Origin of the sequence: Curtobacterium flaccumfaciens pv. betae, assembly GCF_026241855.1 — a bacterium.
Lineage (GTDB): Bacteria > Actinomycetota > Actinomycetes > Actinomycetales > Microbacteriaceae > Curtobacterium > Curtobacterium flaccumfaciens.
The window spans coordinates 594651-609071 of record NZ_JAPJDC010000001.1; the positions used below are offsets into that span (position 1 = coordinate 594651).

The window sequence follows — 14421 nt, forward strand, 5'->3', positions numbered from 1 at the left end:
GGGGGTCCGTCGTGGCCCCGCGACGGTGAGAACCGGTTCAGATCCGGGCGACGCCGCGTGCCGGGACGGTCCGCGACAGCAGCCAGACGCCCGCCGGCACGGCCACGGCACCGACGAGCGCGACGCCGAACGACAGGTGCAGCTGCATCACGAGGAACGCCGGGCCGATCGTGCAGAGGGCGGCGAACGCGACGACCGGCCACGACGGACGGTCGGCCGACGGCAGCAGCCGGGGGAGCGGCCGGTCGAACCAGCGCAGGGCCCTGGCCACCCCGATCGCGACGGCGAGCACCACCACGAGTGCGACGATGCGCGACGCCCACCACGGGCCGGAGCCCGGCGCCGGGAACGGCACCCCGACGAGCAGGGCGACGCCGTTCAGCGCGATGAACAGCGGCAGGTGCCACAGGTAGATGGTCATGCCGTCGCGGCCGAGGACGAAGACGGCCCCGAGTGCGGCCCGCGTGCGCATCAGCCTGGTGAGCGGAGCGTGCACGAGCTGGACCAGGCAGGCCTGTGCGATCGCCAGGAACACCAGCGGGAGCATCGGCGGGTTGAGGTCCTGCAGCATGTCCGGTGCCCAGAGCCCGACCGAGGTCATCGGCACGAGCACGGCGTACGCGGCGACGGCGATGCCGAGCAGGAGCACCTTCGACCGGCGAGCGAACCAGCCGTCGGCCCAGAGGAAGCCGAGCTGCTGCGCGAAGAGCCACACCGGGCCCAGGTTGAGCAGCCCGACCTCGGCGACACCGGTGGCCAGGCGGACGCCGTCGACCGCCCCGGCGAGCACGAGCAGCACGGCGAGGGTGGCCCAGGGTGCTCGCTCGTGCAGGCGCATCATCACGGGGACGCAGCACTGGGTGATGCCGTAGGCCGCCAGGAACCAGAGGGGCGAACCGATGCCGAACGCGACCTCGGCCAGGAGCTCCGGCGGCGTCCCAGCGGCCGTGGCGACCCCGAGCCCGAGCGCGAGGAACACGAACAGCGGCACCGCGGGCCGGAACAGCCGCACCAGGCGGGTGGCCAGGTAGTCGCGGGCGGGGCTCGGCGCGCCACGGGCGACGGTGCTGCGCCAGCCGACGGCGCTCGCGAACCCGCCGACCACGAAGAACAGCGGCATCACCTGCCCGACCCAGGTGGCGGCGACGTACCAGGGGAGTTCCTGCAGCGGGCTCGTGACCCGCACCCCCTGGTCATCGGCGGCGACGCCGACCATCGTGACGTGCACGATGACGACGAGGACGACGCAGGCCGTCCGGATGAGGTCGACGACCAGGTCCCGCTTCGCGATGATCCCCCGGACGTCCGCGGTGCTGTTCGCCTGTTCAGGCAGACCCTGGCTCGTGGACATGTCCGGACGTTAGCGTGCAGAACGGTCGGTCCAGGGTCGTCCCAGCTGATCGCGACCGGATCGTGACACTTCGTATTCCGGTAGCGGCATGTGGGTCCTCGCTGGTCGGCAGCAGAAGCTCGTGTACAGTGAACGCGTTGTCTTGATTCCTGCAAAAGAAAGGCTCAGCATGGACGCCGACGCCGATCTGCTCCGTTCCTCGGGGCTCCGGGTCACGACCCCACGACTCGCGGTGCTCCGCGCGACGGACTCGATGCCGCACGCCACCGCGGACGACATCGTCACCGCGCTCGCCGTGGAGCTGCCGACCACCAGTCACCAGGCCGTCTACGGCGTGCTGAACGCCCTGACCGGCGTCGGGCTCGTCCGCCGCATCGAACCGGCCGGCAGCCCTGCCCGGTACGAGCGCCGCACCGGTGACAACCACCACCACATCGTCTGCACCCTGTGCGGCGCGATCGAGGACGTCGACTGTGCGGTCGGCCACTCGCCCTGCCTGACGCCGTCCGAGACCCACGGCTTCGCGGTCACCACCGCCGAGGTCACCTACTGGGGCATCTGCGAACGCTGCGCAGCGGCAGAGCGCGACGACGCAGAGCGCGACGACGCAGAGCGCAACGACGCAGAGCGCGACGCCCCAGACGCGCCCGACGCGAGCGCGCAGGCACCCAGCGCCTCCACGCCCGCCTGACGGCGACCGCCCACCGCACCGGCCGCACGACGCGCCGGACCCCGAACCACCCGAGCACCCCTGACCGAACCAACGTCCCACCTCCAGGAGGAACCGTGTCCGACCAGAACACGCCGACCGGCACCCCGACCACCACGACCAACAGCGGCGCCCCCGTCTCGAGCGACGAGCACTCCATGGGCGTCGGGGCCGATGGCCCCCTCGCGCTACACGACCACTACCTGGTCGAGAAGCTCGCCCAGTTCAACCGCGAGCGTGTCCCGGAGCGGGTCGTGCACGCCAAGGGCGGCGGCGCCTTCGGTACCTTCACCGTCACGCAGGACGTCTCGCGCTTCACCCGTGCCGCGTTCCTGCAGCCCGGGCAGACCACCGAGATGCTCGCCCGGTTCTCGAGCGTCGCCGGTGAGCAGGGTTCCCCCGACACCTGGCGCGACCCCCGCGGCTTCGCGCTGAAGTTCTACACCGAAGAGGGCAACTACGACCTCGTCGGCAACAACACCCCGGTGTTCTTCATCCGTGACGGCATCAAGTTCCCCGACTTCATCCGCTCGCAGAAGCGCCTGCCGGGTTCGCACCTGCGCGACCACGACATGCAGTGGGACTTCTGGACCCTGTCGCCCGAGTCGGCGCACCAGGTCACGTGGCTGATGGGCGACCGCGGCCTGCCGGCGAGCTGGCGTGAGATGGACGGCTTCGGCTCGCACACCTACCAGTGGATCAACGCCGCAGGCGAGCGCTTCTGGGTGAAGTACCACTTCATCACCGAGCAGGGCCACAAGACCCTGACGCAGGAGGACGCCGACCGCATCGCCGGCGAGGACGCGGACTTCCACATCCGTGACCTGCACGCCGCGATCGAGCGTCAGGACTTCCCGCGCTGGACCCTCAAGGTGCAGGTCATGCCCTACGAGGACGCCGCGACCTACCGCTTCAACCCGTTCGACCTGACGAAGGTGTGGCCGCACGCGGACTACCCGCTCATCGAGGTCGGCACGATGGAGCTCAACCGCAACCCGGTGAACTACTTCGCGCAGATCGAGCAGGCGACCTTCGCCCCCTCGAACTTCGTGCCCGGCATCGCGGCGAGCCCGGACAAGATGCTCTTGGCGCGCATCTTCAGCTACGCGGACGCACACCGCTACCGCGTCGGCACGAACCACGCGCAGCTCCCGGTGAACGCCCCGAAGAACGAGGTCCACTCGTACTCGAAGGACGGCGGCATGCGCTTCGACTTCCAGAAGTCCGAGGTGCCGGTGTACGCGCCGAACTCGCTCGGTGGTGCGCACGCCGACCCGAACGCGACCGACGACGCCCCGGGCTGGGAGTCCGACGGTGCGCTGCAGCGTTCCGCCGCGACCCTGCACCCGGAAGACGACGACTTCGGCCAGGCCGGCACGCTCGTCCGCGAGGTCCTGGACGACGCCGCCCGTGAGCGCCTGGTCGGCAACATCGCCGGCCACGTCTCGAAGGTGACGCGCGACGACCTGCGCGAGCGCGTGTTCGCCTACTGGACGAACGTCGACGCCGACCTGGGTGCGCGCGTGCGCGCGGCGGTCGCGCCGAGCGCGCCGGGCTCCAACGAGGACCCGGAGAAGGTCGCGGTCGAGGCGTAAGCCCCGCTGGACGACCTGACGGACAGGAGGCCCGGGACCAGCTGGTACCGGGCCTCCTGTCCGTTGGTCGTTGCGTCTAGACCTGCTGGCCGTTCAGCCAGATGGGTCCGTCCGGCCAGTCCTCGAGCTGCGCTGCCACCGGCAGCGCCATCCAGCCGCCCTGCTCGGTGTTGCTGACGCCCGCGCCCTCGGCGGTGAACGCCGAGAAGGTGCCGACGGCCTCGGGGAACTCGTGCCAGCCGAGCTTCGCGTAGAAGGGGATGCGGTCCTCGCCCGCGCCGAGGAACCCGAAGGGCACGCGGAGTCCCTCGAGGACCGCGGCGGTGCGGGTCATCAGCTCGCGGCCGACGCCGGTGCCCTGCAGTCGGGGCGACACGGCGACCAGGCCGGTGTCGCCGACCAGGAGATCCTGCCCGCCGACGGAGATGTACATGCGGCGGATGCCGACGTGGGCCAGGACGACCCCGTCGGCGTCGTGCGCGAGCACCCGGCGTTCCGGCTGCATGCCGGACCAGCTCCGGCCGCCCACGTACCAGTGCGACCAGTCGGGGAAGGCCTGCCCGAGCAGCGCCGCGATCGCTTCGTGGTCGGGGAGCGACAGCGTGCTCTCCTCGACCACCTCCCACCGGATGTCGTCAGTCACGGGTCCATCCTGCCGGTCCGGCGGCCGGTGTGGCGAGGTTTCGCGCTGCGCGACACCTCGCGGGTCCGGGCGCGCGGGAGGTGTCGGTCAGCGCGGAGACTCGCAACGCGTCACGCGCGACTGGGCGTGGTCACCTCGATGCGGTTCGCCCAGGGGTCGTCGAACGCCACGGTCCGGCCGTCGTCGGCGAGCTCCACGCCGCCGTGCCGCATGCGCTCGGTCAGGGCACCGAGGTCGTCGGCCGCGGGGACCTCGATGCGTACGAGCCCCAGGCCGAGTGCGAGCTGTCGCCGCCCGGCGCCGCGGGAGTTCCAGGTGTTCATCGCCATGTGGTGGTGGTAGCCGCCGGCGCTGACGAACAGCGCCTCGCCGAAGCCGGCGGTGGTCTCGAAGCCGAGGGTGTCCACGTAGAAGGAGCGTGCGGTGGCGACGTCGCCGACGGACAGGTGCACGTGGCCGACCTTGCCCGGGCGTGCCGCGGCGGTGTCCAGGGCGTCCTGCGTCAGGTGTGACTGCAGGAACGCGTTCGGGTCGACGTACTTCGTGTCCATGTCGACCATGCCGTGCGTCCACGACCACTCGGTGCGGTCACGGTCCCAGTACAGCTCGACGCCGTTGCCCTCGGGGTCGGTGAAGTAGAACGCGTTGCTCACCAGGTGGTCGGCGCTGCCGGTGAAGCCCGCCGGGTACTGCGTTGCGACCGAGTAGAGCGCGGCGGCCAGGTCGGCGCGGGTGTCGAACAGGATCGCCGTGTGGAACAGCCCGGCCTCGCGGGGGGCGGCGTGCCGCATCGCGGGGGCGTGCTCGAGGACCACGATCGGCGTGCTGCCCCGTCCGAGCACGGCGACGCCGCCGGTGTGGGAGAGCAGCGACAGCCGCACGCCGTCGCGGTAGTACCGGATCATCGCGTCGAGGTCGGCGACGCGGAGCGTGACGGCGCCCATCCCGGTGTCGGCGGCGAGCAGTTCGTGCGTTTGCATGCACTTAGTGTGCGCCCGTTTGGTTGACGCGTCAACCAATTTGATGACGCGTTAACCAAACTCGGTGCCCTAGGCGCGGTTCGAGATCCCGCCGTCCGACGTCAGCAGCTGCCCGTTCACCCAGGCACCTTGCTCCGAGCAGAGGAACCCGACGAGCGCGGCGGTGTCCGACGGGCGTCCGAGCCGGCCGAGCGGGGTGCCCTCGACGGCCCACCCCTTGACCTCGTCGGACATCCAGCCGGTGTCGTTCGGGCCCGGGTTCACCACGTTGGCGCTGACGCCGAGGCTGCCGAGCTCCTTCGCGGCGCCGAACACGATCCGGTCGAGCGCGCCCTTCGACGCCCCGTACGGCAGGTTGTACGCGATGTGGTCGCTCGTCAGCGCGACGATCCGGCGTCGGTCCCTCGGCGCGGCGTCCCCGGCACGCTCGAGCCCGGCCGCGTAGGCCTGCACGAGCAGGAACGGTGCGCGGGCGTTCACGGCGAAGTGGCGGTCCCACGACTCGACCGTGGTGGTGCGGAAGTCGGAGTCGACGGACTCGCAGTGCGACATGACGAGGGCGGTGACGGGGGCGCCGGCTTCCGTCTCGGCGCGGCCCACGAGCGCGGCCGCCTGCTCCGGGTCCTCCAGATCGACCGGGAGGCGCGTCACCCGTGCTCCCGCCGCCTCGCACTCCTGCACCACCGACTCGACCCCGTCCGGGTCCGCCCCGCCGCTCACGCGGTCGTCGTAGGGTCCCCACCACGAGATGGCGAGGTCCCAGCCGTCGGTCGCCAGGCGGGTGGCGAGCGCTGCGCCGATGCCGGCTCTGCGGCCCACCCCGGTCACCAGGGCGAGTGGTCGTGCGGACGTCATCCGTGCCTCCTGTCCGGCGCTCCGTCGCGCCGATCGGCACCCAGTCTGCCGGAACCGGCCACCCGTGTGACCATCGCATCCGGTGTCCTGTCGGCGGACGGCCGACCACGGGGGCCAAGATGGACGGATGCCACGCACACGACGGCCCTCCCGACCGGGGCGCGGACCCCGCGGCGGTCGCCCGGACCCCCGCGACCTGCCGCTCGAGCACGTCCGCGACCGGATGTCGTCGTACATCTACGGCAACATCACGGTGCTCGCCGTCGCGATCGCGGTGAACCCGGAGCAGATCCACCACGGCGCCGCGGTGGCGACCGTCCTGGCGACCGCGGTGCTGACCTACCTGGCGCACGTGCTCGCGCACCTGGTCGCACACGGGCTCGGCGACGACGGCGAGGAGTCCGCTGCGGACCGCGCTGCCCTCCGCGACTCGGTCGCGACGATCGTCCGGAACGCCAACCCGATCGCGACCTCGGGCATGATCCCGGCGGTCCTCTACGCGGCTGCCTGGATCGGGTGGCTGCCGGCGGAGTGGGCACAGGTCGCGGCGACCGTGATCCTGGTCGTGCGCATCGGGCTGGTGGGCGTGTTCATGCAGCGGTTCAGTGGGAAGCAGCCCACGTTCCTCGGGTTGCGGGGCGGCATCGTGCTGGCCGCCGTTGCGTTCGTGATCGGCCTCGTCAAGGTGGTGTTGACGCATTGAGCGACACGCACGCCGACGCCGGACCCCACGCCGAACCCGCCGCCGAGAGCGAGCCGAAGCGCGGCGGTCTGCGATTCCTGCGCGACCTCGTCATCATCGTCGTCGTGGCGCTGTTGGCGTCCTTCCTGGTGAAGGCGTACCTGGTCCGTTCCTTCTACATCCCCTCGGCCTCGATGCAGAACACGCTGCTCGTCGGGGACCGGGTGCTCGTCAACGAGCTCGTGCCCGGGGTCGTCCCACTGCAGCGCGGTGACGTCGTGGTGTTCCAGGACCCGGGCGGCTGGCTCGGCATGGGCCAGGGCGACGACCTCATCAAGCGGGTCATCGGCCTGCCGGGTGACACGGTGTCGTGCTGCGACGCGCGCGGCCGCCTGTCGGTGAACGGGCACGCGGTGGACGAGCCCTACGTCGTGCTCGAACGCGGGTCGGACCGTGTCGCCGGGAAGGACTTCGAGATCACCGTGCCGAAGGGGCGCATCTGGGTGATGGGCGACAACCGCTACGACTCCGCCGACTCGCGTGTGCACGGCACCGTGCCGGTCGACGACGTCGTGGGGCGCGCCTTCGTGACCACCTGGCCCGTCTCGCGGTGGTCGGTGCTGTCCCGGTACGGCGACGAGTGGGACCGGGTCCCGACGCCGTGACCGCGGACGACGAGGGCTTCGGCTACGAGACCGGCGGGGACGACGACCTGTCGATCCACCGGATCGCGACACCGGGCAAGCGGTCGGGGACGATCGGTCCGCGCCCCGACCACGTCGTGTTCTGGCTCGCCGACGGCCGGGCCAGCCTGACCGCCGACGACGGCGAACACTGGGAGGTCGGCGCCGAGCGGCCGATGATGCTCTCGGCGTCCGTCGCGTACGGCTTCGAGACCGACGCGACCGCCACGACGCTGTTGCACCTGTCACCGTCGCTGCTCGGCGACACGGGGGAGTCCTCGGTGTTCGGGCAGCCGGACGCGGCCGATCCCGCACTCGAGCCGCTGCGGGCACTGCTGCGCGAGGCCTCCGGGCGCATCCTCGACCCCGGCCTGCCCGCCGACGACCGTGCGGCCCTGAACCGGCGGATCGCGACCGTCGTCCTGTCGACCTTCGCCAGGTCGCGATCGGACGTCGCGGACCGGATGCGGCGGGCGATCGGCTTCGTGCACGACCACGCCGACCGGACGCTGACGGTGGCGGACGTCGCAGCGGCCTGCGACCTGAGCGAGCGCGGCCTGCAGGACCTGTTCCGCCGTCGTCTCGGCGTCACGCCCATGCAGTACCTGCGCGAGGTCCGGCTCGACCGGGTGCACCTGGAGCTGGGGCGGCCCGGTTCCCGCGCGCTGCTCGTCAGCCAGGTCGCGCGGCGGTGGCGGTTCACCCACCTGGGGCGGTTCGCGGCGCACTACCGCGAGCGGTTCGGGGAGCAGCCGCACCAGACCATCGCGCGGAGCGGCACACCCGGAGAACGGTAGTTCTCGCGTTCTTTGCGGATTCCGGCTATCCTGCACGCGTGGATGCGCGACGGTCCGAACTGGGGCAGTACCTCCGCGCCCGTCGGGCACTCGTCCAGCCCGAGGACGTCGGCCTCACCCGCGAGCCCGGACGACGAGTGGACGGCCTGCGCCGCGAAGAGGTCGCGCGGCTCGCGGGCATCAGCCCTGAGTACTACCTGCGGCTCGAACGCGGCCGTGACCACCAGCCGTCCGACCAGGTGCTCGTGGCGCTCGGCCGCGCACTGCGGCTCGACCACGAGGCCGTCGACTACCTGCGCCGCCTCGCACACGCCGAACGCCGCCGCCCCGAGGGGGTCGTGCCGCCGGGGCTCGATGACTCGGTCCGGTCGCTGCTGGCGCAGTGGTCGCACACCCCGGCGTTCGTGATGGACCGCAACCAGGACATCATCCTGTCCAACGCCCTGGCGAGCGCCCTCGGCCCCGGGTACATGGAGCCGGGCGCGAACCTCGTCCTGCAGATGTTCTCCGAGGCGTCCCGGCAGCACGCGGCCGATTGGGACCGCACCGCACACCGGGTCGTCGCCGCGCTCCGGCTGCACGCCGAACCCGAGGACCCCCGGCTGCAGGAGATCGTCGGCACCCTGACCCTGCAGGACCCGGACTTCGCCCGCATCTGGGCGCGGCACGACGTCGCCGTGCAGCGCACCGGGGTCTCGCGGCACTGGATCGACCCGATCGGCTGGGTCGAGTTCCGCTGGCAGAACCTCGCGATCCCGGGCAGCTCGCACGTGCTCGTGACCTTCTGGGCCGACCCAGGCACCCCCGCAGCCGCGGCCGTCGCGTACCTCGCCGCGCAGGTGCAGCAGGGCACCGCCCGCCGGCAGCCGGTCGCGGGCGAGACCGCTGTGGGGTAGCGAAGCGGTCGCAGCGGTCGCCGCGCTCCCGGTCAGGCGGTCGTCGCGTCCTCGTCGAGCAGTCCCCGGAGCGTCGTGAGCCGCGCGGCGGACTCCTCGTCCGCCGCCGTCCACACCACGAGCACGTGCTCGGGGTCCTCCAGCCGCCGCAGCTGCTCCCACCGCAGGTCGATCCGGCCCACCAGCGGGTTCTCGAACGTCGACTCCCCGCGTCGAGCCGGCCGCACCGCGCCGCCGGCCCACTCGGTCGCGAACGTCGTGCTCCGCGCCATCAGCTCGCCCAGCAGCTCCTGGAACCGGTCGTCGGCGTCGTGCTCGTCCAGCGAATCCCGGAGCATCGCGGCGGTGCGGTGCGCCTCGGCCTCCCAGCCATCGACCGAGTCCTCGACCCAGGGGTTCAGGAAGGTGAACCGCGCCAGGTTCGTACCGACGGTGAGGGACGCGGACAGGGCCCCGGCGAGCCGGTTCGCCGCCACCACGTCCAGGTGCCGGTCGAAGACCACGATCGGTTCGGCGAGCGCGTCCACGAAGTCCTGGGCCGACGTCGTCGTCGTGCCGTCCTCGTGTTCCATGCGATCACGCTAACCGGCCGGGCAGTGGAGCAGGGGGGAGAAGGGGGCCCCGGCGGGGACCCCGTCGCCGTGCCTCCGCCCCGCAGGGGGACCCCGGCACGGTGTGTCCGGCCGTCGGAGCGCACCGTGCGCCGCACCCGGGGCCGCCGGTGCGCGCTGTCGTCGGGGGTGACGGGCAACGACAGGGACACGACGGCGCAGCGCCCGCAGCCCTAGCGTGACGACGCCGGGACCCCCGGTCCCCGCACCACCCCAGACGTTCGTCACGAAGGAGACCCGCAATGGCTGCACCCACCATCGTCCTCGTCCACGGCGCGTTCGCCGACTCCGCCAGCTGGGCGCCCGTCACCCGCGAGTTGCTCGACCGCGGCCACACGGTCCTCGTCCCGCCGGTCTACAACCGCAGCCTCGCCGAGGACGCCGCCTCGATCCGCGCCGTCGCCGAGCACGTCGACGGGCCGGTCGTCCTCGCCGGGCACTCGTACGGCGGCGCCGTGATCACCGTCGCCGGCGAAGCCGAGAACGTCGTCGGACTCGTCTACGTCTCCGGCTACGTGCTCGAGGTCGGCGAGAGCCTCGGACAACTGCAGGGCGGGTTCCCCGACTCCGACCTCGCCGCGAACCTGGTGTACACGCCGTACCCGGTCGCCGGCGCCGAGGACGGCACCGACGTCTCCGTCGCGATCGACGCGTTCCCGCAGGTCTTCGCCGCCGGGGTCGACCCGCGCGTCGCCGAGGTCCTCGCGGTCTCGCAGCGCCCGCTGTCCGGCGCCGCCTTCGGTGAACCGGCCTCCGCCGCAGCGTGGAAGACCACCCCCGCGTGGGCGATCGTCTCGTCCGACGACCACACCATCAACCCCGAGGTCGAGCGCTTCGGCTACTCCCGCGCCGGCATCACCGACGTGACCGAGCTCGCCGCCCCGCACCTCGTCATGCAGACCCACCCGAAGGACGTCGCCGACGTCATCGAGCGCGCCGTCGCGGCGACCAGCGCGACCGACGCCGCAGCCTGACGCGACCCCCCCCCCTGGAGGCGCGGCGTGCGCCCGACGCGCACCGCGCCTCCAGGATGTCCCCGTTCCACCCCAGGAGGCGACGTGACCACGGAACGCACCACCCCCGCACCCCGCGGCGGCGCCCTGGCGCCGCTCGCGATCCCGGTCTTCCGCGCCCTGTGGATCGCGGTGCTCGTGAGCAACATCGGAAGCTGGATGCAGACCGTCGGCGCGCAGTGGCTGCTCGTCGACGAGCACGCCGCACCCGTCGTCGTCGCCCTCGTGCAGACCGCGTCGAGCCTGCCGGTGCTGCTCGTCGGGATCCCCGCCGGGGTGATCGGCGAGTTCGTCGACCGGCGGCGGCTGCTCATCGGCGTGCAGGCGTTCCAGGTGGTCGTCGGCGTCGTGATGACCGTGCTCACCGCGACCGGCGACATGACCCCGGCGCTCCTGCTCACCGTCACGTTCCTGCTCGGTACCGCCTCGGCGCTCCAGCTGCCCGCGTACCAGGCGCTCGTGCCCGAGATCGTGCCGCGCGCCGCGATCACCGACGCCGCGGCGCTCAGCTCCGTCGGCGTCAACGTCGCCCGGGCGATCGGACCGGCGCTCGCCGGGGTGGTGATCGCGCAGCTCGGCGTGCCGTTCGTGTTCGCCGCGAACGCGCTGTCGTTCGCGCTCTTCCTGGTGGTGCTCGTCGCCTGGCGTGGGTACCAGCGCCCCGAGACGCGGGCCGAACCGTTCATCGACGCCACCCGCGCCGGGCTGCGGTACGTCCTGCACGCGGCGGTCGTCCGCCGGCTGCTCGTGCAACTCGCCGTCTTCATGGTGCCCGCGAATGCGCTGTGGGCGCTCCTGCCGCTCGTCGCCGACGGCCCGCTCGGCCTGTCCTCCGGTGGGTACGGACTACTGCTCGCCGCAGTCGGCACCGGGTCGGTCGGCGGGGCGTTCCTGATGCCGGCGGCCCGTGCGCGGCTCGGCATCGGCCGCACCGTCGGGATCGCCTCGGTGGTGTTCGGCGTCTGCACGGCGGTCGTCGCGCTCGTCCCCGTGCTGCCGGTCGTGCTCGTCGCGCTGCTGGTCGGCGGGGTGGCCTGGATCGCCGTGGTGACGACGCTGAACGGCACCGTGCAGGCGTTCCTGCCCGCCTGGGTCCGGACCCGCGGGCTCGCCGCCTACCAGCTCGTGCTCTTCGGCTGCACCGCCATCGGTGCGGCGCTCGCCGGTGCCGTCGCCACGCCGCTCGGGGTGACGGGGGTGCTCGCCGGAGCCGGTGTCGTCACCGCGCTCAGCGCCGCGCTGCTGCTCGTGTCCGGGTTCCCGGTGCTCACCGACCGGCAGCGCGCCGTGACGCCGATGCCGTTCGGCGACGAGGTGTTCGTGCCGGATGACCACGGCGCGGCGACGGGGGAGACCCTCGTGCTGCTGCACTGGACGGTCCCGGCGGACGCGGTCGACGAGTTCCGGGCACGCGCCGGACGGCTCGGGCGGAGCCGGCGGCGGACCGGTGCCCGTGACTGGAACCTGTACCGGGACGCGGCGAACGGGCCGGACGCCTGGGTGGAGGCGTTCCGGGTGGGGTCGTGGCAGGAGCACGTCGACCAGCACGAGGTCCGGCAGACCGGGGACGACGCGCGGACCCTGCAGTCGGTGCGCGAGGTCGCGGGCGAGCCGCGGGTCGAGCACCTGGTCGCGGAGGGGGTCGGCGGTCCGTCGTCGGGGTGACGGGCTGGGTCAGCGGTCCGTCGGGGTGGTGGGCGGGGTCAGCGGGTCGTCGTGGTGGCGGGCGGTGTCAGCAGCCGGTCGTGGTCAGGGTCACCGTCGCGACCGTGCCGTCGGACACCTTGGTCGTCTGCGGGCAGAGGTCGCCGGCGCGGACCGTGACCTGGCCGAGGGGAACGCCCGCGAAGTCGGCCGTTCCGCCCGGGAACACCCGCTGGTGCTCGGAGAGCTTGCCGGTCGAGGCGAACACCTTGACCTCGTAGGGGTGGTCGGCGGCGTTCGACGACACCGTGACCGACACCTGGCCGGTGGAGTCGTGGGCGCCACAGCCGGCGAGGGCCAGGAGCGCGGCCACGCCGAGGACGGTTGCGGGGACGACTCGGAGCACGACGACCAGGGTACGCCGACGCGCCCGACGATCTGCGCCCTCCGGACTGGGGCCAGGCCCTGTCCGTTCAGCGCGTTACCGTGGGAGCATGCAGCCGGAAACCGCGATGTCCGTGCCCGCGCCGACCGGGGCCGATGCCGTCCGGCGCGCGGCCCTGATCGCGGCGCTCGACGTGGTCGACGGCGGCGTCGAGGAACGGTTCGAACGGATCACCCGGATCGCACGCGAGGCCCTCGGGGTCTCCGGCTCGTTCCTCAACCTGGCCGGCGAGACCACGCTGACGATCAAGTCACAGCAGAGCGACGCTGCCTTCGGCCCGGTCATCCCGCTGCAGGACACGTTCTGCGGACGGACCCTGGGTGAGCAGGGCCCGGTGGTGGTCCCCGATGCCCGCGAGGACGCCCGGTACGCGGACCTGCCGATGGTGCTCGGCGACCCCAACGTCCGGTTCTACGCCGGTGTCGGGCTCCGCGCCGGCGACGACGACCTGAAGATCGGCACCCTCTGCCTGATCGACCCCGAGCCGCGCACCCTCGACGCCGACGAGCTCGAACTGCTGCAGGAACTCGGCATCTGGGCGGAACGCGAGCTCCTGGCCGGAGCCGACGAGGACCGCCTGCGCACCGTGCTCAACGGCCTGCAGCCGGCCGCGATGCAGGTGCCCGGGTACCGGATCACGGGGATGTCGATCCCGCACGGGCTCGTCTCCGGCGACTTCCACGACTGGCACCGCTCCGGCGAGGACTCGATCCACCTGACCGTGTCGGACGTCATGGGCAAGGGGATGTCCGCCGGGCTCCTCGCCGCGAACATCCGCGGAGGCCTGCTCGCCCGCGGCGACCAGGACCCGGGCACCGCCGTCGCCGAGCTCGAGGCGCAGGTCGCCCCGGAGCTCAGCCGCGCCGAGTCCTTCGCGACGATGTTCCACGGCCGGCTGACCCCGTCCACCGGGCGCCTCGACTTCGCCGACGCCGGACACGGGCTCGTGCTGCAGCTCCGTGACGACGGTGCCGAGCGGATCCTGCGGTCATCGGACCTGCCGATCGGGCTGCACCCCGCCGGGATGCCCCGCGCCGCCGGGTCGCTCGTGCTCCGGCCCGGTGACGTGCTCATCGTCGTGACCGACGGTGCACTCGAGCTCTGGGACTCCACGCTCGCGTCGCTGTCCGAGCTCGGGTCGCTGTACCGGGAGTCTCCGGACGTCGAGACGTTCCTGCAGCGGGTGCGCGCACGCGTCGCCGAGCACGACCCGGGCGACGACCTGACCGTCGTCGTGGTGGCGCGCGAGGCGCTCGGGGCCTGAACGGTCGAGAACTGTCGCCGGCTCGTCGCCGGCTCGCCGCCGGTCGAGTGGTCGCGACGTGTCGTGCGTGGGCCGCGGAGTGGTCGCGAACCGTCGGTTGGCGGGGCCTCGGCCGACGGTTCATGACCGCTCGACGGAGCTGAGCGGGGTGTCGTGACCGTTTGGGTGGCACCGGGTACCGGCGCGGCGGGTGGTCGTGACGTGTCGTGGGTGGGCTGCCGGGTGGTCGCGAACTGTCGGTTGGCTGGGCCTC

The 14421-nt window shown here is 72.5% G+C and carries 15 protein-coding genes; 9 read left to right on the top strand and 6 right to left on the bottom strand.

Annotation, left to right across the window (positions count from 1 at the left end; translation table 11 throughout):
• Window positions 1–37 precede the first annotated feature (37 nt).
• Window positions 38–1351, bottom strand: coding sequence for an acyltransferase family protein (locus tag ORG17_RS02895; RefSeq protein ID WP_214526696.1), 1314 nt, complete (start codon window positions 1349–1351; stop codon window positions 38–40).
• 169 nt (window positions 1352–1520) lie between these two features.
• Between ORG17_RS02895 and ORG17_RS02900 the strand changes: the two genes are divergently transcribed.
• Window positions 1521–2042 carry a Fur family transcriptional regulator gene (locus ORG17_RS02900; RefSeq protein ID WP_250892271.1) on the top strand — a complete coding sequence of 174 codons (522 nt, stop codon included), beginning with the start codon at window positions 1521–1523 and terminating at the stop codon, window positions 2040–2042.
• Window positions 2043–2137: 95 nt separating this feature from the next.
• On the top strand, window positions 2138–3655 hold the full coding sequence (locus tag ORG17_RS02905; protein WP_214586003.1) for a catalase: 1518 nt from the start codon (window positions 2138–2140) through the stop codon (window positions 3653–3655).
• A 76-nt stretch (window positions 3656–3731) separates the two neighbouring features.
• On the opposite strand, the gene ORG17_RS02910 is transcribed toward ORG17_RS02905, so the two are convergent.
• The 3 genes from ORG17_RS02910 to ORG17_RS02920 form a co-directional block, all read right to left on the bottom strand.
• Window positions 3732–4298, bottom strand: a complete 567-nt coding sequence (locus tag ORG17_RS02910) for a GNAT family N-acetyltransferase (RefSeq protein WP_214521518.1) — start codon at window positions 4296–4298, stop codon at window positions 3732–3734.
• Window positions 4299–4408: 110 nt separating this feature from the next.
• Window positions 4409–5278, bottom strand: coding sequence for a VOC family protein (locus ORG17_RS02915; protein ID WP_214526698.1), 870 nt, complete (start codon window positions 5276–5278; stop codon window positions 4409–4411).
• 69 nt (window positions 5279–5347) lie between these two features.
• Window positions 5348–6133 (bottom strand): SDR family oxidoreductase, encoded by a 786-nt coding sequence (locus ORG17_RS02920; protein WP_214526699.1) that lies wholly within the window; start codon window positions 6131–6133, stop codon window positions 5348–5350.
• A 127-nt stretch (window positions 6134–6260) separates the two neighbouring features.
• On the opposite strand from ORG17_RS02920, the gene ORG17_RS02925 reads away from it, so the two are divergent.
• The 4 genes from ORG17_RS02925 to ORG17_RS02940 are packed head-to-tail and all read left to right on the top strand — an operon-like array spanning window position 6261 to window position 9191.
• The gene (locus ORG17_RS02925) at window positions 6261–6836 is read left to right on the top strand and encodes a hypothetical protein (protein ID WP_214526700.1); all 576 of its coding nucleotides are present in this window, start codon (window positions 6261–6263) and stop codon (window positions 6834–6836) included.
• On the top strand, window positions 6833–7480 hold the full coding sequence (lepB, locus tag ORG17_RS02930; protein ID WP_214526701.1) for a signal peptidase I: 648 nt from the start codon (window positions 6833–6835) through the stop codon (window positions 7478–7480). Before ORG17_RS02925 ends, lepB begins: the two co-directional genes overlap by 4 nt.
• Window positions 7477–8295 (top strand): helix-turn-helix transcriptional regulator, encoded by an 819-nt coding sequence (locus ORG17_RS18230; protein ID WP_214526702.1) that lies wholly within the window; start codon window positions 7477–7479, stop codon window positions 8293–8295. The genes lepB and ORG17_RS18230 overlap by 4 nt, the downstream gene beginning before the upstream one ends.
• A gap of 38 nt (window positions 8296–8333) precedes the next feature.
• Window positions 8334–9191 (top strand): helix-turn-helix domain-containing protein, encoded by an 858-nt coding sequence (locus ORG17_RS02940; RefSeq protein ID WP_111234924.1) that lies wholly within the window; start codon window positions 8334–8336, stop codon window positions 9189–9191.
• Window positions 9192–9223: 32 nt separating this feature from the next.
• Here the strand turns inward: ORG17_RS02940 and ORG17_RS02945 are convergent, their stop codons facing one another.
• Window positions 9224–9763, bottom strand: a complete 540-nt coding sequence (locus ORG17_RS02945; protein ID WP_111056835.1) for an MmyB family transcriptional regulator — start codon at window positions 9761–9763, stop codon at window positions 9224–9226.
• Between the two features lie 281 nt (window positions 9764–10044).
• Between ORG17_RS02945 and ORG17_RS02950 the strand changes: the two genes are divergently transcribed.
• Window positions 10045–10776, top strand: coding sequence for an alpha/beta fold hydrolase (locus tag ORG17_RS02950; protein ID WP_071248357.1), 732 nt, complete (start codon window positions 10045–10047; stop codon window positions 10774–10776).
• A gap of 84 nt (window positions 10777–10860) precedes the next feature.
• Complete coding sequence (locus tag ORG17_RS02955) at window positions 10861–12480, top strand: MFS transporter (RefSeq protein ID WP_214526703.1); 1620 nt, start codon at window positions 10861–10863, stop codon at window positions 12478–12480.
• A 67-nt stretch (window positions 12481–12547) separates the two neighbouring features.
• Here the strand turns inward: ORG17_RS02955 and ORG17_RS02960 are convergent, their stop codons facing one another.
• A complete protein-coding gene (locus ORG17_RS02960) occupies window positions 12548–12865 on the bottom strand; it encodes a hypothetical protein (RefSeq protein ID WP_027465033.1) in 318 nt (105 codons plus the stop codon).
• Window positions 12866–12953: 88 nt separating this feature from the next.
• Between ORG17_RS02960 and ORG17_RS02965 the strand changes: the two genes are divergently transcribed.
• Window positions 12954–14168 (top strand): PP2C family protein-serine/threonine phosphatase, encoded by a 1215-nt coding sequence (locus ORG17_RS02965; protein WP_214526704.1) that lies wholly within the window; start codon window positions 12954–12956, stop codon window positions 14166–14168.
• Window positions 14169–14421: the final 253 nt, after the last annotated feature.

Excerpts from the sequence above, each read along its gene's own strand:
- ORG17_RS02895 (WP_214526696.1), bottom strand. The coding sequence starts at position 1,351 with ATGTCCACGAGCCAGGGTCTGCCTGAACAGGCGAACAGCACCGCGGAC.
- ORG17_RS02965 (WP_214526704.1), top strand. The coding sequence starts at position 12,954 with ATGCAGCCGGAAACCGCGATGTCCGTGCCCGCGCCGACCGGGGCCGAT.
- ORG17_RS02925 (WP_214526700.1), top strand. The coding sequence starts at position 6,261 with ATGCCACGCACACGACGGCCCTCCCGACCGGGGCGCGGACCCCGCGGC.
- ORG17_RS02900 (WP_250892271.1), top strand. The coding sequence starts at position 1,521 with ATGGACGCCGACGCCGATCTGCTCCGTTCCTCGGGGCTCCGGGTCACG.
- ORG17_RS02945 (WP_111056835.1), bottom strand. The coding sequence starts at position 9,763 with ATGGAACACGAGGACGGCACGACGACGACGTCGGCCCAGGACTTCGTG.
- ORG17_RS02950 (WP_071248357.1), top strand. The coding sequence starts at position 10,045 with ATGGCTGCACCCACCATCGTCCTCGTCCACGGCGCGTTCGCCGACTCC.
- ORG17_RS02920 (WP_214526699.1), bottom strand. The coding sequence starts at position 6,133 with ATGACGTCCGCACGACCACTCGCCCTGGTGACCGGGGTGGGCCGCAGA.
- ORG17_RS02915 (WP_214526698.1), bottom strand. The coding sequence starts at position 5,278 with ATGCAAACGCACGAACTGCTCGCCGCCGACACCGGGATGGGCGCCGTC.